This window comes from Terrabacter sp. R4-6 (genome assembly GCF_057529065.1).
On the sequence record NZ_CP197224.1, the window covers coordinates 1,161,907 to 1,183,291 of the forward strand.

The window sequence follows — 21,385 nt, forward strand, 5'->3', positions numbered from 1 at the left end:
GCGACCCCTCCACGGTCGTCGTCGTGACGACCCTCCACGAAAGGCCACCATGAGCGCTCGCACCCGCACGCGCACGCAGACCTCCACCGTCGTCGTGCTGCTCTGGCTCCTCATCGGCGTCTTCGCCGCCTTCCAGCGCGGCTACTTCGGCTCGTCCGACCCCAGCTGCGGCCGGCTGGCCACGACGGCCGTGACGATCGTCGCCGGACCGCTCAACTACGTCGGGCTCGACCCGCGCATCGGCTGCTCGACGCCTCAGCCCTCGAAGTAGCCGGGAGCCGGCGGGTGGGAGCGGCATACTGGCCGGGTGACCGAGCCCGGCGCTGACGCCACCGTCCCACCCGCCACCTCCACGCCGTCACCGGCTCAGGAGACGCCGCCTGACCGCACGGACGCGGTCACGGCGCCCCCGTCGGCCGCGGAGAGCGTGGAGGACTACTACGCACGCATCGCGGCCGCGGCCGGCGCGGACGGCCGCCTTCCTGTCGCGGTCGAGGAGATGCCCGGCTGGGACATCTACCCCTACGAGATCGAGGGCCTGCGCCTCAAGCCGGTGCAGCCTCCGGCGGACGAGGAGCCCGCACGGCGCGGCGAGCACGCCGCCGACTGCTGGTGCGCCGGCGGCTTCGGGGACACCGATGACCGGCTCGTCTGGTCGAACGCCCGGTGGCGCCTCACGCTCTCCGTCGACACCGGCCTGCCCGTGATGCTCATGCTCATGCCCCTCGCGCACCACGACCTGCCCTCCCTGCCGGGCGACCTCGCGGCCGAGATGGGCCAGCTCGTCGTCGCGGTGTCGGACGCCGTCGAGCACGTGCCGAGCGTCGGGCGGGCCCAGCTGGCGAAGTACGGCGACGGCGGAGCCCACCTGCACCTGTTCTTCCTCGGTCGCCCCGCCCGCATGCTCCAGTTCCGCGGGTCGCCGCTCATCGACTGGGAGGAGAACCTCCCGCGGGTCCCCCTCGACGTGCTCCAGGCCAACGCTCGCGTCGTCGCCGAGCGGATGGTCGTGCACGTCGGCGGCACGCCCGGGGGCCTCGGCCGCTAGAGCGTCCGCCGAATCCGCCGACGGCACTCCGGAGACACCCGAGCCGTCACGGGCCGGGTCGGCGCGCGCCCCGCCCGCTCCGCCCGACGCCCGACGGCCCCCGACGCACCCTCACGGCGAGAGCCGGCGTCAGGCGTACGACCAGCGCGTCGCGAGCCACAGCGGGTCGTAGCCGGTCAGCGGCACCATCCGCCACGTCAGGTCGGCATCGGCACCACGCAGCCGCGCCTCGATGCGGAAGCGGTGGGGCGTCTCGATGGCGATGACCTCGGCGCGGAAGGTGTCCTCGTCGACCCACCCACCGCTCGCGACGACGGGCAGGGTCGCTCCCGCTGCCACCAGCTCTCCCTCGCGCCACAGGCCCCGACCCACGGGGACGCGCAGCCACTCGGCGCGCCGGCTGAGGCCGAGCACGACGTCGGGACCGTCACGGGTCACGGAGACGGCCGTGTAGTCGGCCGAGAGGTCGGAGGCGTCCGAACGGCTGAACTCGGCATACTCCGGACCCAGCGCGTCCCCCGACATGGCCGGGATCTCGAGACCCGCGAGGCGCTCGGCCAGGGCACGGTCGCCGTCGCCGGAGCCACCGCCGCCGATGGCGGGCACGACGTGGGCCCACAGCCCGTCGAGCGTGGACTGCATGCGCGCCTGCTCCGCCGTGACCGCCACGACCGTGTCGTGCTCGGGCAGCACGACGAGGAACTGTCCGTAGGCCCCGTCGCCGCGGTAGCCGAAGCGCTGCATCCAGAACGAGTAGCCGTAGCCCCGGCGCCAGTCCTCATCGGCGTCCGGGTCCTCGCTGACCGGCCCGAAGCCGCGCGTCGCCTCCTCGGCCCACGCCTCGGACAGCAGCTGCCGACCCTCCCACCGGCCGCGGTCGAGGTAGAGCTGGGCGATGGAGGCGATGGCCTCGGTCGTCAGGTGCGAGCCGGTGAACCCGAGCTCGCGCCCGAGCGGGTCGCGGTGCCAGGGGATGTCGGGCAGGCCCAGGGGGGCGAGCAGCCGCGGGCGCAGCACCTCGGCCACGCCGACGCCGGTGACTCGGCGCACGATGACGGCGAGCAGGTAGGTCGCCACCTGGTTGTAGGCGAAGACGGTCCCCGGCGGCCGGGTCGGCTGCGTGGCGAAGACCCGGGGCACCCAGTCGTCCCCGTCGCCGCCGCCGCCGCTCATCCGGTCGAAGACCCGCCCCCACGCGTCCTCCTCGTGACCCACCGTCATCGAGAGGCAGTGCGCGATCCGCACGTCCTCCCAGCCGTCGGCCACCAGGGCGCGGTCGAGCTCGGGGAAGTGGTCGAGGACCCGGTCGTCGAGCGACAGGCGCCCCTCCTGGACGAGGAAGCCGACGGCCGTGGCCGTCACGGTCTTCGAGAGGGAGTACGCGAGGTGGACGCGGTCGGCGGCATACGGCCTCCACCAGCCCTCGGCCACGACGTGTCCGTGACGCACGACCATGAGGCTGTGCAGCCCGAGGTTGTCGCGTTCCGCGGCGTCGACGAACGCGTGGATGCCGGCGGCGTCGACGCCCTGCGCCGACGGGGTGCTGCGGGGAAGGCTCACGAGCGCGACGTTACGCGTCCGGAGCCGCCGGGTGGGCCGGCGGCCCGCCGCGAGTCGCGGAAGGTCAGGCGGTCACGTCGAGAGGGGCGTATGCCGCCCCGGCAGCCGCGAGGGCAGCCTGGCCTCCGTCGACGGCCGTGAGGATCCACAGACCGTCCTCGCGGACGGCGACCGAGTGCTCCCAGTGCGCGGCCCGCGTGCCGTCGAGGGTCACCACGGTCCAGTCGTCGGCGAGCACCTTGGTGTCGATGCCGCCGAGGGTCACCATCGGCTCGATGGCGCCCGTGAAGCCGTCGACGAGCTTGGGACCCGTCTCGCGCACCGCGTAGTTGGGGATCTGGGGATCCATGTGCATCTGGGTGCCGATGCCGTGGCCGACGTACTCGTCGATGACGCCGTAGGTCCGGCCGTCACGCTCGGCGGCGGCCTCGATGCTGGCCTCGACCGCGTCGCCGACGGCGTAGAGGCGACCGCCGACGTGCATCGCGGCGATCCCCGCGTAGAGGCCGGCCTCGGTGGCGTCGATGAGGGCGAGGTCCTCGGGACGACCGGCCTCGCGCCCACCGACGACCGCGGTGAAGGCCGCGTCGCCGTTCCACCCCTTGACCTCCGCGCCGCAGTCGACCGAGACGATGTCGCCGGCCTCGAGGACCCGGGGGCCCGGGATGCCGTGGACGACCTCGTCGTTGACGCTCGTGCACAGCGTGTGGCTGTAGCCCGGGACGAGCTGGAAGTTGGGGATGCCGCCGTTGCTACGGATGAAGTCCTCCGCGAGGCGGTCCAGCTCGAGCGTCGTCAGGCCGGGGCGCAGCTCGCTCGCGAGCAGCTCGAGCGTGCGCCCGACGAGCAGCCCCGCCTCACGCATGAGGCGCAGCTGCTCGTCGGTGCGGCCCTGGAGCCGGTTCCGGCGTCCGAACATCGATGGTCCTTCTCGGTGACGAAATGACGACACCTGACGACACCTGACGACACCTCACGGCGGCGTCGCCACGGCGTCGGTACGCCGTCGCTCAGGCGTGCTCAGGCGTGCTCAGGCGTGCTGCGGCAGGGCCGCGATGACACGGTCGGTGACGTCGTCGACGGCGCCCATGCCGTCGACCTTGACGAGGAGGCCGGCGACCTCGTAGTGCTCCGCGAGGGGCGCGGTCTCCTTGCGGTAGATCGCCTGGCGCTCGCGGATGACGTCCTCGGTGTCGTCGGCGCGACCCTCGGTCTCGGCGCGCTTGAGCAGCCGCTCGACGATGGCGTCCTCGTCGACCTCGAGCTCGAGCACCGCGTCGAGCGCGTGCCCGTGACGCGACAGCATGGCGTCGAGCGCGTCGACCTGGCCCGCGGTGCGCGGGTAGCCGTCGAGGAGGAAGCCGTGTGCGGCGTCGTCCCAGGTCAGCCGGTCCTCGACGATCTCGTTGGTGATCTCGTCGGAGACGTAGCCGCCGGACGTGATGATCTCGTGGACCTTGACGCCGAGCGGGGTCTGGTCCTTGATGTTGGCGCGGAAGATGTCGCCGGTCGAGATGGCCGGGATGCCGAGACGCTCGGCGATCCTGGCTGCCTGCGTGCCCTTACCGGCGCCGGGCGGGCCGAGGATGATCAGTCGCATGTCGGAGCCCCCGGGAGGTCGGGAGCGCAGCGAGTGACTTTCTGGGGTGACATTAACGGAGGAACCCTTCGTAGTGACGCTGCTGCAGCTGCGCCTCGATCTGCTTCACCGTCTCCAGGCCCACACCGACGACGATGAGGATCGAGGTGCCACCGAACGGGAAGTTCTGGTTGGCGCCGACGAGGACGAGGGCCACGAGCGGGATCAGCGAGACGATGGCGAGGTAGATGGCACCCGGCACGGTGATTCGGGTCAGGACGTAGTTGAGGTACTCGGCCGTGGGTCGCCCGGCCCGGATACCCGGGATGAAGCCGCCGTACTTCTTCATGTTGTCCGCGACCTCGGTCGGGTTGAACGTGATGGACACGTAGAAGAACGTGAAGAAGAGGATGAGGGCGACGTAGGTCGCCATGTAGATGGGGTGGTCGCCCTTGACGAGGTTGTCCTGGACCCACTGGACCCAGCCCGGGTTGTTGCCGTCGGCGCGCGTGTTGAACTGCGCGATGAGGCCCGGCAGGGCGAGCAGCGAGCTCGCGAAGATGACCGGGATGACGCCGGCCATGTTGACCTTGAGCGGGATGTAGGTGGACGTGCCGCCGTACATCCGGCGCCCGACCATCCGCTTGGCGTACTGCACCGGGATGCGGCGCTGGGACTGCTCGACGAAGACGACCGCCGCGATGACGAAGACGCCGAGGACGAGGATGCCGAGGAAGGTGCCCCAGCCCTTGTTCTCCTTGATGGCCCAGAGCGAGGCCGGGAAGCCGGCCGCGATCGAGGTGAAGATCATGAGGGACATGCCGTTGCCGACGCCCTTGTCGGTGATCAGCTCGCCGAACCACATGATGAGGCCGGTGCCGGCCGTCATCGTCAGGACCATGATGAGGATCGTGACCATCGACTGGTCGGTCATGATCGACTCGCAGGTGCCGCCGAAGAGGCTGGACGGGTTGCGCGCGAAGGTGACGAGCGTCGCCGACTGGAGGATCGCGAGACCGATCGTCAGGTAGCGGGTGTACTGCGTCAGCTTGCTCTGTCCCGACTGGCCCTCCTCCTTGAGCGCCTCGAAGCGCGGGATGACGACCGTGAGCAGCTGGATGATGATGCTCGCCGTGATGTACGGCATGATCCCGAGCGCGAAGACCGACAGCTGCAGCAGCGCACCGCCGCTGAAGAGGTTGGCGAGGTTGAGGAACCCGCTCTGGTCTCCGCTCTGGCCCTTGCTGGCGTCCAGACAGTCCTGCACCAGGCTGTAGCTGATGCCCGGCGTCGGCACGTGCGATCCGAGCCGGAACAGCACGATGATGCCGAGCGTGAAGAGCAGCTTCTTGCGCAGGTCCGGGGTACGGAACGCGCGTGCGAAGGCGGCGAGCACTGGGTCCTCCTGGGGGGCCGCACGGTGGCGCGGCGTAAGTCATGCAATCCGTGGAAGGTTAACGCAAAGGCGCAACGCCCCGGGCCCCCACCGCGGTGGCCGACGTCACGTCGGCTCGCGGGTCGGGCGCCCGGGGCGCTGCTCACACGAGGTGTGTGGTGGTCACTCGAAGCCCGGTCTCAGCCGGCGAGGGCCGTGACCGTGCCGCCGGCGGCCTCGATCTTCTCCTTGGCGGACGCCGAGAACTTGTGCGCCTCGACCTCGACCTTGACGGAGATCTCGCCCGTGCCGAGCACCTTCACCGGGAAGCCGTCACGGACGGCACCCTTGGCGACGAGGTCGGCGACGGACACCTGACCACCCTCCGGGAAGAGCAGCTGCAGGCGGTCCAGGTTGACGACCTGGTACTCCGTGCGGAACGGGTTCTTGAATCCGCGGAGCTTCGGGAGGCGCATGTGCATCGGCATCGAGCCGCCCTCGAAACGCTCCGGGACCTGGTAACGGGCCTTCGTGCCCTTGGTACCACGACCGGCGGTCTTGCCCTTGGAGCCCTCACCACGACCGACGCGGGTCTTGGCGGTCTTGGCTCCGGGGGCCGGACGCAGGTGGTGGACCTTGAGGGCGGACTCGCCCGACTTCTTGGCGTTGTCGGCCATGGTCAGTCAACCTCCTCGACGGACACGAGGTGCGTGACCGTCTTGACCATCCCGCGGATCTCGGGACGGTCCTCCTTGACGACGACGTCGCCAATGCGCTTCAGACCGAGGCTGCGCAGCGTGTCACGCTGGTTCTGCTTGCCACCGATCTCGGAACGGGTCTGGGTCACCTTGAGACGAGCCATCACGCACCAGCCTTCGCAGCCTGGGCCTCGGCCATACCGGCGGCGCGGGCCTTGAGCATGGCCGCCGGAGCGACCTCCTCGAGGGTCTTGCCACGACGGGCAGCGACCGACTCGGGGCGCTCGAGCTCGCGCAGGGCCTGGGCCGTGGCGTGCACGATGTTGATGGCGTTGTCGGAGCCCAGCGACTTGCTGAGGACGTCGTGGACGCCGGCGCACTCGAGCACCGCACGCACCGGGCCACCGGCGATGACACCGGTACCGGGGGCGGCGGGGCGGAGCATGACGACGCCTGCGGCGGCCTCACCCTGGACGGGGTGCGGGATGGTGCCCTGGATGCGCGGGACCTTGAAGAAGTTCTTCTTGGCCTCCTCGACACCCTTGGCGATGGCCGCGGGAACTTCCTTGGCCTTGCCGTAGCCGACACCCACGGTGCCGTCACCGTCACCGACGACGACGAGGGCGGTGAAGCTGAAGCGACGACCACCCTTGACGACCTTGGCGACACGGTTGATGGTCACGACGCGCTCGACGTACTGGTTCTTGTCGTCACGGCTGTCGCGGTTGTCGCGGCCGCCGCGGTTGTCACGGCGGTCTCCGCGCTCGGTGCGCTCGCCGCCACCGGCGGGGCCGGTGCCTCGACGCTGCTGTCCGGGCATCAGATGTTCCTCATCTCAACAATTGCGTTCACGAAGTTGCTCACAGGGACAGACCGCCTTCGCGGGCGCCCTCGGCGATCGCCGCGACACGGCCGTGGTACTTGTTGCCACCACGGTCGAACACGACGGCCTCGATACCGGCGTCCTTGGCACGGGCGGCCACGAGCTCGCCGACCTTCTTGGCCTTGGCCGTCTTGTCACCGTCGAAGGAGCGCAGGTCGGCCTCCATCGTCGAGGCCGAGGCCACGGTCTTGCCGACGGTGTCGTCGACGACCTGGACGAAGAGGTGACGGCTGGAGCGCGACACGACGAGGCGGGGACGGACCGCGGTGCCGGCGATCTTCTTGCGACCGCGCACCTGGCGACGGATGCGGGCGGCAGCCTTGGACTTACCGCGCTTGATGATCATTGCCATGGCTTACTTACCGGCCTTTCCAACCTTGCGACGGATCTGCTCGCCCGCGTAGCGAACGCCCTTGCCCTTGTACGGGTCGGGCTTGCGCAGCTTGCGGATGTTCGCCGCGACCTCACCGACGAGCTGCTTGTCGATGCCCTGCACCGAGAAGCGGGTCGGGTTCTCGACGGCGAAGCTGATGCCGGCGGGAGCCTGGATGAGGATCGGGTGCGAGTATCCGAGCGAGAACTCGAGGTCCGAGCCCTTCGCGGCGACACGGTAACCCGTGCCGTGGATCTCCATCTTCTTCTCGTAGCCCTCGGTGACACCGAGGACCATGTTGTTGATGAGCGACCGGGTCAGGCCGTGGCGCGAGCGCGAGTCGCGCTCGTCGTTGGGGCGCTTGACCTCGAGGTTGCCCTCGCCCAGCTCGACCGTGATCGGCTGCACGACGGTCAGGGAGAGCTCACCCTTGGGGCCCTTGACGATGACGTCCTGGCCCTCGACCTTGACGTCCACACCCGAGGGGATGGAGACCGGAAGTCGTCCGATTCGCGACATGTCAGTGTCTCCTTACCAGACGTAGGCGAGGACTTCCCCACCCACGCCCTTCTCGTGTGCCTGGCGGTCGGTCAGCAGACCGTTCGACGTCGACAGGATCGCGACGCCGAGGCCACCGAGAACCTTGGGCAGGTTCGTCGACTTGGCGTAGACGCGCAGACCGGGCTTGCTCACGCGACGCACACCGGCGATGGAGCGCTCGCGGTTCGGGCCGTACTTGAGGTCGATGGTCAGCGTCTGGCCGACCTCGGCCTCCTCGATCTTCCACGAGGCGATGTAGCCCTCGCTCTGGAGGATCTCGGCGATGTTCTTCTTCAGCTTCGAGTACGGCATGGAGACGACGTCGTGGTGCGCCGAGTTGGCGTTCCGGACGCGGGTCAGCATGTCCGCAATCGGGTCAGTCATGGTCATGTGGGCTCTCCGCCCTTCCTCACCGGGGTTTCGACCGGGGCTATCTGCCCGGCGACGGCTGGGCCGTCGTGTGGCCGACCTACGGTGTCAGAGGTGTGTTGGTCTTGGGGTTGCTCTGGGCTCGGGGAGCCGATTACCAGGAGCTCTTGGTCACGCCCGGCAGCTCGCCCGCGTGCGCCATCTCGCGAAGGCAGATGCGGCAGAGGCCGAACTTGCGGTACACCGAGTGCGGGCGACCGCACTTCTGGCAACGGGTGTATCCGCGGACCTTGAACTTCGGCTTCCGGTTCGCCTTGTTAACGAGCGCGGTCTTGGCCATGTCAGTTCTCCTTGAAGGGGAAGCCGAGCTGCTTGAGCAGCGCGCGACCCTCGTCATCGTTGGTCGCCGTGGTGACCACGGTGATGTCCATGCCTCGCACGCGGTCGATCCGGTCCTGGTCGATCTCGTGGAACATCGACTGCTCGGTCAGGCCGAACGTGTAGTTGCCGTTGCCGTCGAACTGCTTCGGCGAGAGGCCACGGAAGTCACGGATGCGCGGGAGGGCGATCGTGACGAGACGGTCGAGGAACTCCCACATGCGGTCACCGCGGAGCGTCGTGTGGGCGCCGATGGGCATGCCCTCACGCAGCTTGAACTGGGCGATCGACTTGCGAGCCTTCGTCACGACCGGCTTCTGGCCCGTGATGGCGGTGAGGTCGCGGACGGCACCCTCGATGAGCTTGCTGTCCTTCGCCGCGTCACCGACACCCATGTTGACGACGACCTTGACGACGCCGGGAACCTGCATGACGTTGGCGTAGCCGAACTGCTCGAGCATCGAGCTCTTGATCTCGTCCTGGTAGCGCTGCTGAAGGCGCGGCTTGGTGCTGGTCTCAGTCATTCTCAGAGGTCCTTGTCCGACTTGACCGCGACACGGACGCGGGCCGCCTTCTGACGGCCATTGCGCTCGACGGTCTCGACACGCGTCTTGACGCGGGTCGGCTTCTTCGACTCGGGGTCGACGATCGCGACGTTGCTCACGTGGATCGCAGCCTCGGTGTGCGTCAGGCCACCGGTGCGCGTGCCACGGGCGGTCGCGCCGGCCTTGACGTGCTTGGTGACGCGGTTGATGCCCTCGACCAGCACACGCTGGGTCTCGGGGTAGACCGCGATGACCTTGCCCTGCTTGCCCCGGTCGCCGCCGTTCTTCTGGCTGCGGCCCGAGATGACCTGGACGAGGTCACCCTTCTTGATCTTCATCTTGGTGATGGTGTTCTTCGCCATGCTCACAGCACCTCCGGCGCGAGAGAGATGATCTTCATGAACTTCTTCTCGCGCAGCTCGCGGCCCACCGGGCCGAAGATGCGGGTACCACGGGGGTCACCGTCGGCCTTGAGGATCACCGCAGCGTTCTCGTCGAACTTGATGTAGGAACCGTCGGCGCGGCGACGCTCCTTGACGGTGCGGACGATGACGGCCTTGACGACGTCACCCTTCTTCACGTTGCCGCCAGGGATCGCGTCCTTGACGGTGGCGACGATGGTGTCGCCGATGCCGGCGTAGCGACGGCCCGAGCCGCCGAGAACACGGATGCAAAGGATTTCCTTGGCACCGGTGTTGTCGGCGACGCGCAGCCGCGACTCCTGCTGAATCACTGTCTAACTCCTGTCGTCGTGCTGGTTCTCACCGGTTGCCCGGATGAGCCTTGCCGAACGGAAATGGGGGGTGGCTTACTTGGCCTTCTCGAGGATCTCGACAATGCGCCAGTGCTTCGTCGCGGAGAGCGGACGCGTCTCCATGATGAGCACGCGGTCGCCCACGCCGGCCTCGTTCTGCTCGTCGTGCGCCTTGACCTTGCTGGTGCGGCGGATGACCTTGCTGTAGAGCGCGTGCTTGACGCGGTCCTCGACCTCGACGACGACGGTCTTGTCCATCTTGTCGCTCACCACGTAGCCCTGACGGGTCTTGCGGTAGTTGCGCTCACTCGCCTGGTCGCTCACGACCTTCTCCTGCTCGCTCATGCGTCAGCCTCCTGCGCCTTGTCAGCCTTCTTGGCCTTCTTCTCGGCCTTGTCAGCCTTCTCGGGCTTGTCAGCCTTGTCGGCCTTGTCGGCCTTCTTGTCGGCCTTGGCAGCCTTCTTCTCGACCTTCTCGGCCTTCTCCGGCGCCTTGGGGGCGGCGGGGGCCGAGCCGATGCCGAGCTCGCGCTCACGCATCTCGGTGTAGATGCGCGCGATGTCCTTCTTGACGGCGCGCAGACGGCCGTGGTTGTCCAGCTGACCGGTGGCCGACTGGAAACGCAGGTTGAACAGTTCTTCCTTGGCCTTCTTCAGCTCGTCCGCCAGCTTCGTGTCGTCCAGACCACGCAGCTGCTCGGGAGCCAGGTCCTTGGTTCCGACTGCCATCAGATGTCACCACCCTCACGCTGAACGAAGCGGCACTTCATGGGGAGCTTGTGCATCGCGAGGCGCATGGCCTCACGCGCCACCGGCTCTGCCACGCCCGAGATCTCGAACATGACGCGACCCGGCTTGACGTTGGCGATCCACCACTCCGGCGAACCCTTACCGGAACCCATGCGGGTCTCGGCGGGCTTCTTGGTGAGCGGACGGTCGGGGTAGATGTTGATCCACACCTTGCCGCCACGCTTCATGTAGCGGGTCATCGCGATACGAGCGGACTCGATCTGACGGTTGGTCACGTAGGCCGGCTCGAGAGCCTGGATGCCGTAGTCACCGAACGCGATCGTCGTACCACCCTTGGCCGCACCGTGGCGGTTCGGGTGGTGCTGCTTGCGGTGCTTGACTCGACGGGGAATCAACATGGTCAGGCCTGCTCATTCTCGGTGCTGGCCGCGGCGGGGGCCTCGGCAGCAGCGGTCTCGTTCACTGCCGGAGCAGCGGCGGTCTCGTTGCGGTCACCACGACGGGCGCGGTTCGGACGGTCACCGCCGTCACGACGCGGGCCACGCGACGGGCGCGGAGCGGCGGCCTGCTGGGCAGCGAGCTCCTTGGCCGTCATGTCGCCCTTGTAGATCCACACCTTGACGCCGATGCGGCCGAACGTGGTGCGGGCCTCGTAGAAGCCGTAGTCGATCTGCGCACGCAGGGTGTGCAGCGGGACGCGGCCCTCGCGGTAGAACTCGGTGCGGCTCATCTCGGCGCCGTTGAGGCGGCCGGAGACCTGCACGCGGATGCCCTTGGCACCGGCGCGCTGGGCGGACTGCATGCCCTTGCGCATGGCGCGACGGAACGCGACACGGGCCGAGAGCTGCTCGGCGATGCCCTGGGCGACCAGCTGGGACACGATCTCGGGGTTCTTGACCTCGAGGATGTTGAGCTGGACCTGCTTGCCCGTGAGCTTCTCGAGCTCGCCGCGGATGCGGTCGGCCTCGGCGCCGCGGCGACCGATGACGATGCCGGGGCGGGCGGTGTGGATGTCCACGCGGACGCGGTCACGGGTGCGCTCGATCTCGACCGATGCGATGCCGGCGCGCTCCATGCCCTTCTCCATCAGGCGACGGATCGAGACATCTTCCTTGACGTAGTCGCGGTAGCGCTGACCCGACTTCGTCGAGTCTGCGAACCAGCGGCTCTTGTGGTCGGTGGTGATGCCCAGACGGAAGCCGTGCGGGTTGACCTTCTGACCCATCAGCGGGCTCCCTTCGTGTTCTCCGGCTGCGTGACGACCACGGTGATGTGGCTCGTGCGCTTGTTGATGCGACCGGCGCGGCCCTGGGCGCGCGGCCGGAATCGCTTCATCGTCGGGCCCTCGTCCACGAACGCGGCCGTGATGACCAGGTTGCGCTCGTCGAAGGCGACCGACTCGCGGTCAGCCTTGACGCGGGCGTTGGCGATGGCGCTCTCGAGCACCTTCTTGACCGGCTCGGAGGCCGACTGCGGAGCGAAGGTGAGCACCGTGACGGCGTCGGTGGCGGCCTTGCCGCGGATCAGGTCCACGACACGGCGAGCCTTCTGCGGGCTGACACGGACGTGCCGCGCCGAAGCCTTGGCTTCCATGACTTCTTCCTTGGATTCGGTGGCCATCAGCGACGACGACCCTTCTTGTCGTCCTTCACGTGACCCTTGAACGTGCGGGTCGGTGCGAACTCGCCGAGCTTGTGGCCGACCATCGACTCGGTGACGAACACCGGGACGTGCTTGCGGCCGTCGTGGACGGCGAAGGTGTGGCTTAGCATGTCCGGGCTGATGACCGAACGGCGCGACCAGGTCTTGATGACGTTCTTGGTGCCCGCTTCGTTCTGGGCGTCCACCTTCTTCTGAAGGTGGTCGTCGATGAAGGGGCCCTTCTTCAGGCTACGAGGCATTCCAAAGGCTCCTTATCAGCGCTTCTTGCCAGTACGGCGGCGACGAACGATGAGCTTGTCGCTTTCCTTGTGTCCCTTGCGGGTCCGGCCCTCGGCCTGACCCCACGGGCTGACGGGGTGACGTCCACCGGACGTCTTGCCCTCACCACCACCGTGCGGGTGGTCGACCGGGTTCATGGCGACACCACGGACGGTCGGGCGCTTGCCCTTCCACCGCATGCGGCCGGCCTTGCCCCAGTTGATGTTGCTCTGCTCGGCGTTGCCCACCTCGCCGACGGTCGCGCGGCAGCGCGCGTCGACGTTGCGGATCTCACCGGACGGCATACGCAGCTGGGCGTAGGGGCCGTCCTTGGCGACGAGCTGCACGCGAGCACCCGCGGAGCGGGCGATCTTCGCGCCACCACCGGGCTTGAGCTCGATCGCGTGGACGACCGTACCCACCGGGATGTTGCGCAGCGGAAGCGAGTTGCCCGGCTTGATGTCGGCCGCGGGGCCGTTCTCGATCGGGTCGCCCTGCTTCAGCTTGTTCGGAGCCAGGATGTAGCGCTTCTCGCCGTCGGCGTACTGGACGAGCGCGATGCGCGCGGTGCGGTTGGGGTCGTACTCGATGTGAGCGACCTTGGCCGGCACGCCGTCCTTGTCGTGGCGACGGAAGTCGATGACGCGGTAGGCACGCTTGTGGCCGCCACCGATGTGACGCGTGGTGATGCGGCCCGCGTTGTTGCGGCCACCCGTCTTCGACAGGGGGCGGACGAGCGACTTCTCCGGGGTGGAACGCGTGATCTCGACGAAGTCGGCGACCGACGAGCCACGACGGCCCGGCGTGGTCGGCTTGTACTTACGGATACCCATGTTCGTGTGTCCTTATTCTTCGTCGATCTCAGGCGCCCGCACCGAAGATGTCGATCGTTCCCTCGCGGAGGGAGACGATCGCACGCTTGGTGTCCTTGCGCTTGCCGAGGCCGAATCGGGTGCGACGGGTCTTGCCCTGACGGTTCAGGGTGTGGACCTTGTCGACCTTGACGTTGAAGATCTGCTCGATGGCGATCTTGATCTCCGTCTTGTTCGCACGGGGGTCGACGATGAAGGTGTACTTGCCCTCGTCGAGGAGACCGTACGACTTCTCGGAGACGACCGGCGCGATCAGGATGTCGCGGGGGTCCTTGGCGTGGATGCTCACTTGGTGGCCTCCTTGTCGGCCTTGTCAGCCTTCACGGGACCGGCGACGAACGCGTCGAGGGCGGCCTGGGTGAAGACGATGTCGTCGGCGCACAGGACGTCGTACGTGTTGAGCTGGTCGGCGACCAGCACGTGGACGTTCTGCAGGTTGCGGACCGACTTGAACGCCACCTCGTCACCGCGCTCGAGCACGACGAGAAGGTTGGGGCGCTCGGTCAGACCGGCGAGCAGCGCGGCGGCGTCCTTCGCCGAGGGCAGGTCGCCCGAGACGATGGAGTCGACGACGTGGATGCGGTCGAAGCGGGCCCGGTCGGAGAGGGCTCCGCGCAGGGCGGCGGCCTTCATCTTCTTCGGGGTGCGCTGGGAGTAGTCACGCGGCTGCGGGCCGTGGACGACGCCACCGCCGGCGAACTGCGGGGCGCGGGTCGAGCCCTGACGGGCGCGACCGGTGCCCTTCTGGCGGTAGGGCTTGCGCCCACCGCCGCGGACCTCGCCGCGGGTCTTCGTCGAGTGCGTGCCCTGACGAGCGGCCGCGAGCTGTGCCACCACGACCTGGTGGATCAGCGGGACGTTGGTCTGGACGTCGAAGATGTCAGCGGGAAGCTTGGGGGTCTTCGTGGCCATGTGGATCATGCACCCTTCGCAGCCGTGCGGATCAGGACGATGCCACCGCGGGGGCCGGGGACGGCACCCTTGATGAGCAGGAGGCCCTTCTCGGCGTCAACGGCGTGGATCTGGAGGTTCTGGGTCGTCTGGCGAACGCCACCCATGCGACCGGCCATGCGCATGCCCTTGAAGACACGGCCCGGGGTCGAGCAGCCGCCGATGGAGCCCGGCTTGCGGTGGTTGCGGTGCGCACCGTGCGAGGAGCTGACGCCGTGGAAGCCGTGACGCTTCATGACACCGGCGAAGCCCTTGCCCTTGGTCGTGCCCGTCGCGTCGACGCGCTGGCCGGCCTCGAAGGACTCGGCCGTGATCTCCTGGCCGAGCTCGTAGTCGGCGGCGTCGGCCGTGCGGAGCTCGACGAGGTGACGGCGCGGCGTGACGCCGGCCTTCTCGAAGTGGCCGCTCATCGGCTTGTTCACCTTGCGGGGGTCGATCGCACCGAAGGCGATCTGGACCGCGGAGTAGCCGTCGGTCTCGTCGGCACGCACCTGCGTCACGACGCAGGGGCCGGCCTTGACCACGGTCACGGGGACGAGCTTGTTGTCTGCGTCCCACACCTGGGTCATGCCGAGCTTCTCGCCGAGCACGCCCTTGACGTTCTTCTGAGCAACAGTCATCTCTACAACCGCCTCAGAGCTTGATCTCGATGTTGACGTCCGCCGGCAGGTCGAGACGCATCAGCGAGTCGACGGCCTTGGGCGTCGGGTCGATGATGTCGATGAGGCGCTTGTGCGTGCGCATCTCGAAGTGCTCGCGGCTGTCCTTGTACTTGTGCGGCGACCGGATCACGACGAAGACGTTCTTCTCCGTCGGCAGCGGGACGGGTCCCACCACGGTCGCGCCGGCGCGCGTCACTGTGTCAACGATCTTCCGGGCCGAGTTGTCGATGACCTCGTGGTCGTACGACTTCAGCCGGATGCGGATCTTCTGTCCCGCCATCTGATGAACGTCTCTCTCTCGCTTCTGACTACCGGTTCCCTTGGCCATCCGACCCCCGAGGTCGGGCGTGTCGCGCCCGCTTCGCGGTGAAAGGTGCGCACCTGAGTGCCACTTTCGTGTGGATTGCCCGGCCGAACCGGGTAACTTGCGCTTCCCTCGGGCCTCCGAGAGGAGTCCGGGCGAGTCCCCGTCAGGAGGCTCTCAAGGGGCGGCGGCACCGACATGGGTCAGCGACGCGCGTCAAGCAACCTGAACAGTGTGCCAGAGCGCGCACCGCACTATCAAATCGGGCCGGCACGCCACCGCAGGGCCGTGCACGTGGCGCGTCGTCAGTGGAGAGGACGGGCGCAGGCGGCGGTGCCGCCCGGCAGATGCTGGCGGTGCTCGGCCACCCAGCGGTACGCCTTCGCGGCCACCCACGAGACGCCGGGTGCCATGAGGAGGTGGCCGGCGGGTCGCCAGGCCGGGGCGCCGTGCGTCGCCGCGCTCGCGATGGCGCGATGACCCGAGCGGATGCTGCCGTCGGCGGTGATGAACTGGGCCGCCTCGTCGCAGTCCTGCGGGGTGAGACCCACGGCCGCGAGGTCGAGCGACTGCCAGGGATGCACGTCGTAGCGGTCCCGCCGGTCGACCCACCGCTTGATGAACTGCACACTGCGCGTGCAGAACCCGCAGTCGGCGTCGTAGACGAGGGTTGGCCGGTCCGGCACGACGAGCGTGGTCTCCACCCGGTGATCATCGCACCCCGCGAGCGCCGTCCCGCACCTCGTCGCCTCCGACCGAGGACGTCTGTTAGTGCGCACGGGCACCGGCGAAGCTTCCCCTGCGCGGGTGGCGCGCTCCCCCGCCGGCCGCTCAGGCCGGGGCGAGGAAGGCGCTCAGCGCTCCGGCATACATCGCCGGGTCCTCGGCGCCCATCAGCTCGCGCGTGCTGTGCATCGACAGCGCGGCCGCGCCGAAGTCCACGGTGGTGGCGCCGGTCAGGGACGACGTCACGGGGCCGACCGTCGACCCGCACGGCAGGTCGCTGCGGGTGACGAAGGTCTGCATGGGGACCCCGGCCTGCTCGCAGGCGAGTCGGAACGCCGCCGCGCCGACGGAGTCCGTCGCGTAGCGCAGGTTGGTGTTGACCTTGAGCACGGGGCCGCCGTTGACGCGGATCTGGTGCATCGGCTCGTGGCGGTCGGCGTAGTTGGGGTGGGTGGCGTGACCCATGTCCCCGGACGCGATGACCGTGGCCGCGAGGGCTCGCCAGTAGTCGTCCCGGGTGCCGCCGCCGGCCGTGACGATGCGCTCGAGCACCGAGGGCAGCAGCGTCGAGGTGGCTCCGCGCTCGGAGGTGCTGCCGATCTCCTCGTGGTCGAAGAGCACGAGGACGGGCACGTGGGCGGGCTCGGTGGCCACGGCGTCGAGCAGGGCCCGCACGCCGGCATACGACGTCGCGAGGTTGTCGAGGCGCGGGGCGGCGATGAGCTCGCGCGCCCGGCCGAGGCGCGTGGACGGCTGCACCGGATGGGTCATGACGTCCCACGACAGGACGTCCTCGCGGTCGACCCCGACCTGCTCCGCGAGGTAGCCGACGAAGTCGCCGGGCTCGTCGCCGACCCCCCAGAGCGGCTCCATGTGGGCCTGCTTGTTGAGCGTGAGCGCGTCGTTCTGGGTGCGGTCGAGGTGGATCGCGAGCTGCGCCACCCGCAGCAGGGCGTCGCGCCCGTGGAAGGTGCGCGCCTCGACTCCCGCGGCGCCGCGCACGGCGACCCGGCCGGCGAGCCCGAGGTCGCGGTCGAGCCACGAGCTGAGGATGAGGCCGCCATAGGGCTCGATGCCGAGCATCTGCCAGCCGGCCCGCGTGTGGTCGGGGTTGGGCTTGATGCGCAGGTTGGGACTGTCGGTGTGCGCTCCGACGACGCGGAAGCCCGCAGCGGGCCCGGCACCGGCGCCGTGCGCGCCGATCGTGTCCCAGGCGATGAGCGACCCACCGCGCACGAGGTAGTGCCGACCGGGCTCGGTCGGCCACGGCTCGGTCTCGACGACCTCGGTGAAGCCCTCCGCGACGAGTCGCTCGGCGGCCTGCTCGCACGCGTGGAACGGCGTCGGCGAGGCGTCGACGTAGTCGATGAGCCCCTGGGCTTCGGTGTCGGTGTCGAACGTGTGCGCCATGGCTCCCGACCCTATCCGCCGACCTGTCGGCCGCACCGGTCGGGCCGAGGTCCGGCGCGACGCAGGCCACCGTCGGTGGCCGAGCGGCTCCCCGGCAGGAGGGACTGGCAGGATCGCTCGCATGCCCGACACCGTGCTCCGCTCGCTCGTCGACGACCTCGCCTCCCCCGACCCCGCCGTGCGGGACGAAGGGGCGTATGCCGCCCTGGCGCGCCGCGTGCGCGAGGGTGACCTCGGCGCCGACGACCGCGCGTGGCTCGCCTCGGAGATGCTCGTGCGGCTGGCTCACGAGCGGGTCGAGGCGCGCGCCTTCGCGCCTCTCGTCCTCGCCTCGCTCGTCTCGGCCGGGGACTACGAGCCGGGCTGGGTGGAGGCCGTGACCCGCTGGTACGTCACCGAGCAGGACCTTCGGGGGCACGACCCTGCGCTCGGGTGGGTGCACGCGGTCGCGCACGGCGCCGACTTCTTCGGTGAGTGCGGCGCCGCCGGGGTCGGCGACGCCGCGGCCCTGCTCGAGGCCCTGGGGCGTCGCCTCGTCGCGCCGACGACGTTCGTGTGGCGCGACCAGGAGGACGACCGGCTCGCCTGCGCGCTCGCCCTCGTGCTGACCCGCGACGACGTCGACGAGGCCACGTCGGTCGGCTGGCTCGACCACGTTCGCGCGATGTTCGCCGCGGGCTCTCCGGGTCCGGTGCCCGCCGAGGCGAGCAACACCATGCGGACGCTGCGCTCGCTCCACGTGGCGCTCGGCGAGCAGGTCCTCCGCGGCGGGCAGCCGGTCGCCGTGGCCCACGAGGATCTCGTCCGGCGCGAGGTGGCCGGGCTCCTCGCCGAGGTGACGCCCTGGTTCTGGCGGCCGAGGACGACCTGAGACGACGGGGAGTGCTCCCCATTGGCCGAGCACGCCCACCCTGCCTAGGGTTTGGGGGGCGGCCACCCCTCGGCCGCCGCGGACACCGACAGCTCGGGGAGGGCATCAGCCGTGGTCGTGTACAGGAAGGGCGCTGATCCGGACGCTCTCGATCGCAGCGCGGGCCAGCTCGACCGCTTCGCCGGTGAGTGCCGTGCGGCACGCAATGCCGTCGACCACGCGTTCGGCGCACTCGGAACTGCTTGGGGCGGAAGGGACTTCGACTCCTTCCGTGGTGACTGGCGGTCGTCGGCACCGAGCATCGACGCACTGGAACGCGCCCTGCACGGTCTCGGCGCAAAGCTGCGCGAGAACGCCGCGCGGCAGCGTGGGGCCAGCGGGCAGGCCGGCGGCACAGGTGGATCGGGTGGCGCCGGAGGCGGAGGCCCGCTCGGCACGGGCGTCCCGATGTCGTTCGGACCCACGCCCTCCCCCTCCCCGGGACCGGCCCCGACACCGACGAGTCCCCCACCACCGGCGACCACCGGCACGGGCGGGCCCGTGGACGGCTACGACTTCGGGGAGCCGAAGAAGCCCGACATCGAGTGGGACGAGGGCTTCGAGTACGACTCCAAGGACTCGAACTGGCGCGACCACATCGCCAAGCTCGAGTGGATGGCCAAGCTCGAGGGCGGACGCCTGGTCAAGTCCGACCTCGACGACGCGACGGCGATGTACGCCCACTACTGGGACAACAACGGCGAGCCCGTGCGCTTCGACTACGAGGAGGGTTTCAAGGAGGACCCGTCCATCGCGGCCAACGTCAACTCCGAGGTGGCCCGCACCGCCGCGGCCGTCGACGAGATGGTGCGCAACGGCAACTCGCACTTCAGCATGACCGGGGACGCACACCCGGCGACGGCCTACCCGACGACCGAGAACTGGCAGAAGACGATCGGCGGCTACCAGCAGTGGAGCAGCGCCGACGTCACCGTCGAGAACGGCCAGGTCTCGATGCAGGTCACCGTGCACGCCGAGGACTACTACAACTTCAACCCCGACCAGGCGGACATCGCGAGCGGCGCCGGCGACAACGAGAACGGCCGCTTCACCGAGATCGGGTGGGCCAAGCCCTTCCCGTCGAGCGGCGACGTCACGCGTACGATCACGTGGCCGGTCGGCTCACCGCCGCCGAGCATCGACGTGGGTCCGGGCGATGTCGAGCGCACCCCCGGCCTGGGTCGTGAGGACCGAGCCGACGAACGAGGGAGCAGCCGATGAGCACCCGCCCCGCCGCGGCCGCGCTTGCGGCCGCCCTGACCCTCACCCTGACCGCGGGGTGCAGCACCGACCCCGCTCCGACCACCGACCGCACGAGGAGCACCGTGAGCAGCGCGACCAAGACCGGCACCGGCGACGTGCGCACCGACCTCGAGCCGCTGACCAAGCGCTTCAGCGCGCTGGGACAGCCCGTCTCCGCGACGTGGATGTCGGGGACGCTCGGCGGCGAGGCTCCCGGGCCGTCGACGTACTGGATCGACGCCGTCGTCGAGGTCACCCCCGAGACCGCGGCCGCCCTCCGGGCCGCCTCCCCCGAGCCGACCACCGAGACCCCCGACGTCGAGGACGGGGTCCGCTCCGCCCTGCCCTCCGGACAGCTCCTGCGGTCCACGTCGCTCGACGCGCTCTTCGCCCAGGGCTCCTTCCGCGCCAAGGCCTACCTCGCCGCCGACTCCGACACCGTCGTCCTCGTCGCCCTCGGCCAGTAGGCCCGCCACACCCGACAGCTCGCTCCCCTGCCGCTTCGGCCGCTGCAGGAGGACCATCGGGCCATGGACCCCTCCCAGCGCCGCGCCGGTGTCGCCGCACTCTTCTACCAGCTCGCCCCCGGCTACGACCGGGGCGGCGTGCCGTGGTTCGGCCCGATCGGCACCAGGCTCGTCGAGCTCACCGCGCCGCAGCCGGGTGACCGGGCCCTCGACGTCGGCGCCGGACGGGGAGCAGCGACCTTCCCACTCGTCGACGCCGTCGGGCCGACGGGGCACGTCACCGCCGTCGACCTCTCCCCCGCCATGGCCATCCACCTGCGGGACGAGGCCGAGACACGCGGAGCCCGCATCGACGTCGTCGTCGGCGAGGCGTCGCCGGACACCCTGCCGGCCGGCACCTTCGACGCGCTGACCGCCTCGCTCGTGCTCTTCTTCGACCCCCAACCGGCGCAGACCCTCGCGGGATGGATCTCCTTGCTGCGCCCGGGGGGCCGCCTCGGCCTGTCCACCTTCGGCCCCACCGACGCCGCCTGGGCCGCCGCCGAGGCCGTCCTGCTTCCGTATGCCCCACCCCAGGTCCTCGACGCCCGCACCACCGGCCGGACGGGCCCCTTCGCCACCACCGACACCATGGCCGCCCTCCTCGATGCCGCGGGCGCCACCGACGTGGACAGCCACGACGAGCCCCTCGAGGTCGCCCTCCCCGACGGCGAGGCCTGGCGCGCCTGGACGATGACCCTCGGCCTGCGCCAGCTCTGGGCCGCCGTCCCCGACGACGAGATGCCCGAGGTCCTCACCCGGATCGAGTCGGCCCTCGAGCCGGACCGGGGCGACGACGACCAGCTGCATCTCACCCAACAGGTCCGCTACACCACCGGCACCTGCCGCTGACGAAGGAGCGTGGCGCACGACGGCACGAGCGGCATCGGCATACGGCATACGGCATACGGCATACGGCATACGGCATACGGCATACGCAAGCAAAGGGACGCCGGAAGTGGCCGCCGACGCTCCAGGCCGCGCGCCGCCTCGAGCGTCTTGCGACGATCGCCACCATCAGCGAGCGACGT

General features: G+C 69.6%; 33 protein-coding genes and 1 pseudogene. 7 read left to right on the top strand and 27 right to left on the bottom strand.

The window, feature by feature from the left end; genetic code table 11:
• The first annotated feature begins 49 nt into the window (after positions 1-49).
• Entirely contained in the window at positions 50-271 is a 222-nt protein-coding gene (locus tag ACSSS0_RS05400; protein ID WP_487230332.1) for a hypothetical protein, read from the top strand.
• Positions 272-307: 36 nt separating this feature from the next.
• Positions 308-1,048 carry a hypothetical protein gene (locus ACSSS0_RS05405; RefSeq protein ID WP_435984958.1) on the top strand — a complete coding sequence of 247 codons (741 nt, stop codon included), beginning with the start codon at positions 308-310 and terminating at the stop codon, positions 1,046-1,048.
• Between the two features lie 129 nt (positions 1,049-1,177).
• On the opposite strand, the gene ACSSS0_RS05410 is transcribed toward ACSSS0_RS05405, so the two are convergent.
• The 27 genes from ACSSS0_RS05410 to ACSSS0_RS05540 form a co-directional block, all read right to left on the bottom strand.
• A complete protein-coding gene (locus ACSSS0_RS05410; RefSeq protein WP_487230333.1) occupies positions 1,178-2,608 on the bottom strand; it encodes a serine hydrolase domain-containing protein in 1,431 nt (476 codons plus the stop codon).
• A 64-nt stretch (positions 2,609-2,672) separates the two neighbouring features.
• Complete coding sequence (map, locus tag ACSSS0_RS05415) at positions 2,673-3,527, bottom strand: type I methionyl aminopeptidase (RefSeq protein WP_435984956.1); 855 nt, start codon at positions 3,525-3,527, stop codon at positions 2,673-2,675.
• Positions 3,528-3,638: 111 nt separating this feature from the next.
• Positions 3,639-4,208, bottom strand: coding sequence for an adenylate kinase (locus tag ACSSS0_RS05420; RefSeq protein WP_435984955.1), 570 nt, complete (start codon positions 4,206-4,208; stop codon positions 3,639-3,641).
• 52 nt (positions 4,209-4,260) lie between these two features.
• Entirely contained in the window at positions 4,261-5,583 is a 1,323-nt protein-coding gene (gene secY / locus ACSSS0_RS05425; RefSeq protein WP_435984954.1) for a preprotein translocase subunit SecY, read from the bottom strand.
• Between the two features lie 179 nt (positions 5,584-5,762).
• Positions 5,763-6,239, bottom strand: a complete 477-nt coding sequence (gene rplO, locus ACSSS0_RS05430) for a 50S ribosomal protein L15 (protein WP_020143225.1) — start codon at positions 6,237-6,239, stop codon at positions 5,763-5,765.
• Between the two features lie 2 nt (positions 6,240-6,241).
• The gene (gene rpmD, locus ACSSS0_RS05435; protein WP_020143226.1) at positions 6,242-6,424 is read right to left on the bottom strand and encodes a 50S ribosomal protein L30; all 183 of its coding nucleotides are present in this window, start codon (positions 6,422-6,424) and stop codon (positions 6,242-6,244) included.
• The gene (rpsE, locus tag ACSSS0_RS05440; protein ID WP_020143227.1) at positions 6,424-7,080 is read right to left on the bottom strand and encodes a 30S ribosomal protein S5; all 657 of its coding nucleotides are present in this window, start codon (positions 7,078-7,080) and stop codon (positions 6,424-6,426) included. The genes rpmD and rpsE overlap by 1 nt, the downstream gene beginning before the upstream one ends.
• Positions 7,081-7,120: 40 nt before the next feature.
• Entirely contained in the window at positions 7,121-7,495 is a 375-nt protein-coding gene (rplR, locus tag ACSSS0_RS05445) for a 50S ribosomal protein L18 (protein ID WP_435984953.1), read from the bottom strand.
• Between the two features lie 3 nt (positions 7,496-7,498).
• Positions 7,499-8,035 carry a 50S ribosomal protein L6 gene (gene rplF / locus ACSSS0_RS05450; protein WP_028785452.1) on the bottom strand — a complete coding sequence of 179 codons (537 nt, stop codon included), beginning with the start codon at positions 8,033-8,035 and terminating at the stop codon, positions 7,499-7,501.
• Positions 8,036-8,047: 12 nt separating this feature from the next.
• A complete protein-coding gene (rpsH, locus tag ACSSS0_RS05455) occupies positions 8,048-8,446 on the bottom strand; it encodes a 30S ribosomal protein S8 (RefSeq protein ID WP_020143230.1) in 399 nt (132 codons plus the stop codon).
• A 133-nt stretch (positions 8,447-8,579) separates the two neighbouring features.
• On the bottom strand, positions 8,580-8,765 hold the full coding sequence (locus ACSSS0_RS05460) for a type Z 30S ribosomal protein S14 (protein WP_435984952.1): 186 nt from the start codon (positions 8,763-8,765) through the stop codon (positions 8,580-8,582).
• Between the two features lies 1 nt (position 8,766).
• Positions 8,767-9,327 carry a 50S ribosomal protein L5 gene (gene rplE / locus ACSSS0_RS05465; protein WP_030194240.1) on the bottom strand — a complete coding sequence of 187 codons (561 nt, stop codon included), beginning with the start codon at positions 9,325-9,327 and terminating at the stop codon, positions 8,767-8,769.
• Positions 9,328-9,329: 2 nt separating this feature from the next.
• Complete coding sequence (gene rplX / locus ACSSS0_RS05470) at positions 9,330-9,710, bottom strand: 50S ribosomal protein L24 (protein ID WP_435984951.1); 381 nt, start codon at positions 9,708-9,710, stop codon at positions 9,330-9,332.
• Between the two features lie 2 nt (positions 9,711-9,712).
• Positions 9,713-10,081, bottom strand: a complete 369-nt coding sequence (gene rplN / locus ACSSS0_RS05475) for a 50S ribosomal protein L14 (RefSeq protein WP_020143234.1) — start codon at positions 10,079-10,081, stop codon at positions 9,713-9,715.
• 75 nt (positions 10,082-10,156) lie between these two features.
• Positions 10,157-10,447, bottom strand: a complete 291-nt coding sequence (gene rpsQ / locus ACSSS0_RS05480) for a 30S ribosomal protein S17 (RefSeq protein ID WP_020143235.1) — start codon at positions 10,445-10,447, stop codon at positions 10,157-10,159.
• A complete protein-coding gene (gene rpmC / locus ACSSS0_RS05485) occupies positions 10,444-10,830 on the bottom strand; it encodes a 50S ribosomal protein L29 (RefSeq protein WP_435984950.1) in 387 nt (128 codons plus the stop codon). The genes rpsQ and rpmC overlap by 4 nt, the downstream gene beginning before the upstream one ends.
• Positions 10,830-11,249, bottom strand: coding sequence for a 50S ribosomal protein L16 (rplP, locus tag ACSSS0_RS05490; RefSeq protein ID WP_020143237.1), 420 nt, complete (start codon positions 11,247-11,249; stop codon positions 10,830-10,832). Before rplP ends, rpmC begins: the two co-directional genes overlap by 1 nt.
• A gap of 2 nt (positions 11,250-11,251) precedes the next feature.
• Positions 11,252-12,076, bottom strand: a complete 825-nt coding sequence (gene rpsC / locus ACSSS0_RS05495; RefSeq protein WP_020143238.1) for a 30S ribosomal protein S3 — start codon at positions 12,074-12,076, stop codon at positions 11,252-11,254.
• Positions 12,076-12,444, bottom strand: coding sequence for a 50S ribosomal protein L22 (gene rplV / locus ACSSS0_RS05500; RefSeq protein WP_020143239.1), 369 nt, complete (start codon positions 12,442-12,444; stop codon positions 12,076-12,078). The genes rpsC and rplV overlap by 1 nt, the downstream gene beginning before the upstream one ends.
• 26 nt (positions 12,445-12,470) lie before the next feature.
• A complete protein-coding gene (gene rpsS / locus ACSSS0_RS05505) occupies positions 12,471-12,752 on the bottom strand; it encodes a 30S ribosomal protein S19 (RefSeq protein ID WP_020143240.1) in 282 nt (93 codons plus the stop codon).
• Positions 12,753-12,767: 15 nt separating this feature from the next.
• Entirely contained in the window at positions 12,768-13,604 is an 837-nt protein-coding gene (gene rplB, locus ACSSS0_RS05510) for a 50S ribosomal protein L2 (RefSeq protein WP_026864142.1), read from the bottom strand.
• A gap of 28 nt (positions 13,605-13,632) precedes the next feature.
• Positions 13,633-13,932, bottom strand: a complete 300-nt coding sequence (gene rplW / locus ACSSS0_RS05515) for a 50S ribosomal protein L23 (protein WP_435984949.1) — start codon at positions 13,930-13,932, stop codon at positions 13,633-13,635.
• Positions 13,929-14,564: a 50S ribosomal protein L4 gene (rplD, locus tag ACSSS0_RS05520; protein ID WP_487230334.1), complete on the bottom strand. Its 636-nt coding sequence runs from the start codon at positions 14,562-14,564 to the stop codon at positions 13,929-13,931. Before rplD ends, rplW begins: the two co-directional genes overlap by 4 nt.
• Positions 14,561-15,214 (bottom strand): 50S ribosomal protein L3, encoded by a 654-nt coding sequence (gene rplC, locus ACSSS0_RS05525; protein ID WP_028785453.1) that lies wholly within the window; start codon positions 15,212-15,214, stop codon positions 14,561-14,563. Before rplC ends, rplD begins: the two co-directional genes overlap by 4 nt.
• A gap of 13 nt (positions 15,215-15,227) precedes the next feature.
• Positions 15,228-15,536: a 30S ribosomal protein S10 gene (rpsJ, locus tag ACSSS0_RS05530; protein ID WP_009775966.1), complete on the bottom strand. Its 309-nt coding sequence runs from the start codon at positions 15,534-15,536 to the stop codon at positions 15,228-15,230.
• 329 nt (positions 15,537-15,865) lie between these two features.
• The gene (locus ACSSS0_RS05535) at positions 15,866-16,264 is read right to left on the bottom strand and encodes a thiol-disulfide oxidoreductase DCC family protein (RefSeq protein ID WP_487230335.1); all 399 of its coding nucleotides are present in this window, start codon (positions 16,262-16,264) and stop codon (positions 15,866-15,868) included.
• A 127-nt stretch (positions 16,265-16,391) separates the two neighbouring features.
• Positions 16,392-17,696 carry a M18 family aminopeptidase gene (locus tag ACSSS0_RS05540; RefSeq protein ID WP_487230336.1) on the bottom strand — a complete coding sequence of 435 codons (1,305 nt, stop codon included), beginning with the start codon at positions 17,694-17,696 and terminating at the stop codon, positions 16,392-16,394.
• 121 nt (positions 17,697-17,817) lie between these two features.
• Here ACSSS0_RS05540 and ACSSS0_RS05545 point away from each other — a divergent pair, with 121 nt between their 5' ends.
• The 5 genes and pseudogenes from ACSSS0_RS05545 to ACSSS0_RS05565 all read left to right on the top strand — a co-directional run bounded on the left by ACSSS0_RS05545 (position 17,818) and on the right by ACSSS0_RS05565 (position 21,206).
• Positions 17,818-18,567: a DUF2785 domain-containing protein gene (locus tag ACSSS0_RS05545; RefSeq protein WP_487230337.1), complete on the top strand. Its 750-nt coding sequence runs from the start codon at positions 17,818-17,820 to the stop codon at positions 18,565-18,567.
• Between the two features lie 117 nt (positions 18,568-18,684).
• Positions 18,685-18,918 (top strand): annotated as a pseudogene (locus ACSSS0_RS05550) (WXG100 family type VII secretion target); the annotation flags it as partial.
• A 189-nt stretch (positions 18,919-19,107) separates the two neighbouring features.
• Positions 19,108-19,827 carry a hypothetical protein gene (locus ACSSS0_RS05555; RefSeq protein ID WP_487231233.1) on the top strand — a complete coding sequence of 240 codons (720 nt, stop codon included), beginning with the start codon at positions 19,108-19,110 and terminating at the stop codon, positions 19,825-19,827.
• Positions 19,824-20,315, top strand: a complete 492-nt coding sequence (locus ACSSS0_RS05560) for a hypothetical protein (protein WP_487230338.1) — start codon at positions 19,824-19,826, stop codon at positions 20,313-20,315. Before ACSSS0_RS05555 ends, ACSSS0_RS05560 begins: the two co-directional genes overlap by 4 nt.
• A gap of 63 nt (positions 20,316-20,378) precedes the next feature.
• Positions 20,379-21,206 (top strand): class I SAM-dependent methyltransferase, encoded by an 828-nt coding sequence (locus tag ACSSS0_RS05565; protein ID WP_487230339.1) that lies wholly within the window; start codon positions 20,379-20,381, stop codon positions 21,204-21,206.
• Positions 21,207-21,385 lie beyond the last annotated feature (179 nt).

Excerpts from the sequence above, each read along its gene's own strand:
- ACSSS0_RS05400 (WP_487230332.1), top strand. The coding sequence starts at position 50 with ATGAGCGCTCGCACCCGCACGCGCACGCAGACCTCCACCGTCGTCGTG.
- map (WP_435984956.1), bottom strand. The coding sequence starts at position 3,527 with ATGTTCGGACGCCGGAACCGGCTCCAGGGCCGCACCGACGAGCAGCTG.
- ACSSS0_RS05420 (WP_435984955.1), bottom strand. The coding sequence starts at position 4,208 with ATGCGACTGATCATCCTCGGCCCGCCCGGCGCCGGTAAGGGCACGCAG.
- rplO (WP_020143225.1), bottom strand. The coding sequence starts at position 6,239 with ATGGCCGACAACGCCAAGAAGTCGGGCGAGTCCGCCCTCAAGGTCCAC.
- rpmD (WP_020143226.1), bottom strand. The coding sequence starts at position 6,424 with ATGGCTCGTCTCAAGGTGACCCAGACCCGTTCCGAGATCGGTGGCAAG.
- rpsE (WP_020143227.1), bottom strand. The coding sequence starts at position 7,080 with ATGCCCGGACAGCAGCGTCGAGGCACCGGCCCCGCCGGTGGCGGCGAG.
- rplR (WP_435984953.1), bottom strand. The coding sequence starts at position 7,495 with ATGGCAATGATCATCAAGCGCGGTAAGTCCAAGGCTGCCGCCCGCATC.
- rplF (WP_028785452.1), bottom strand. The coding sequence starts at position 8,035 with ATGTCGCGAATCGGACGACTTCCGGTCTCCATCCCCTCGGGTGTGGAC.
- rpsH (WP_020143230.1), bottom strand. The coding sequence starts at position 8,446 with ATGACCATGACTGACCCGATTGCGGACATGCTGACCCGCGTCCGGAAC.
- ACSSS0_RS05460 (WP_435984952.1), bottom strand. The coding sequence starts at position 8,765 with ATGGCCAAGACCGCGCTCGTTAACAAGGCGAACCGGAAGCCGAAGTTC.
- rplE (WP_030194240.1), bottom strand. The coding sequence starts at position 9,327 with ATGACTGAGACCAGCACCAAGCCGCGCCTTCAGCAGCGCTACCAGGAC.
- rplX (WP_435984951.1), bottom strand. The coding sequence starts at position 9,710 with ATGGCGAAGAACACCATCACCAAGATGAAGATCAAGAAGGGTGACCTC.
- rpsQ (WP_020143235.1), bottom strand. The coding sequence starts at position 10,447 with ATGAGCGAGCAGGAGAAGGTCGTGAGCGACCAGGCGAGTGAGCGCAAC.
- rpmC (WP_435984950.1), bottom strand. The coding sequence starts at position 10,830 with ATGGCAGTCGGAACCAAGGACCTGGCTCCCGAGCAGCTGCGTGGTCTG.
- rplP (WP_020143237.1), bottom strand. The coding sequence starts at position 11,249 with ATGTTGATTCCCCGTCGAGTCAAGCACCGCAAGCAGCACCACCCGAAC.
- rpsC (WP_020143238.1), bottom strand. The coding sequence starts at position 12,076 with ATGGGTCAGAAGGTCAACCCGCACGGCTTCCGTCTGGGCATCACCACC.
- rplV (WP_020143239.1), bottom strand. The coding sequence starts at position 12,444 with ATGGAAGCCAAGGCTTCGGCGCGGCACGTCCGTGTCAGCCCGCAGAAG.
- rpsS (WP_020143240.1), bottom strand. The coding sequence starts at position 12,752 with ATGCCTCGTAGCCTGAAGAAGGGCCCCTTCATCGACGACCACCTTCAG.
- rplB (WP_026864142.1), bottom strand. The coding sequence starts at position 13,604 with ATGGGTATCCGTAAGTACAAGCCGACCACGCCGGGCCGTCGTGGCTCG.
- rplD (WP_487230334.1), bottom strand. The coding sequence starts at position 14,564 with ATGATCCACATGGCCACGAAGACCCCCAAGCTTCCCGCTGACATCTTC.
- rplC (WP_028785453.1), bottom strand. The coding sequence starts at position 15,214 with ATGACTGTTGCTCAGAAGAACGTCAAGGGCGTGCTCGGCGAGAAGCTC.
- rpsJ (WP_009775966.1), bottom strand. The coding sequence starts at position 15,536 with ATGGCGGGACAGAAGATCCGCATCCGGCTGAAGTCGTACGACCACGAG.
- ACSSS0_RS05540 (WP_487230336.1), bottom strand. The coding sequence starts at position 17,696 with ATGGCGCACACGTTCGACACCGACACCGAAGCCCAGGGGCTCATCGAC.
- ACSSS0_RS05545 (WP_487230337.1), top strand. The coding sequence starts at position 17,818 with ATGCCCGACACCGTGCTCCGCTCGCTCGTCGACGACCTCGCCTCCCCC.
- ACSSS0_RS05560 (WP_487230338.1), top strand. The coding sequence starts at position 19,824 with ATGAGCACCCGCCCCGCCGCGGCCGCGCTTGCGGCCGCCCTGACCCTC.
- ACSSS0_RS05565 (WP_487230339.1), top strand. The coding sequence starts at position 20,379 with ATGGACCCCTCCCAGCGCCGCGCCGGTGTCGCCGCACTCTTCTACCAG.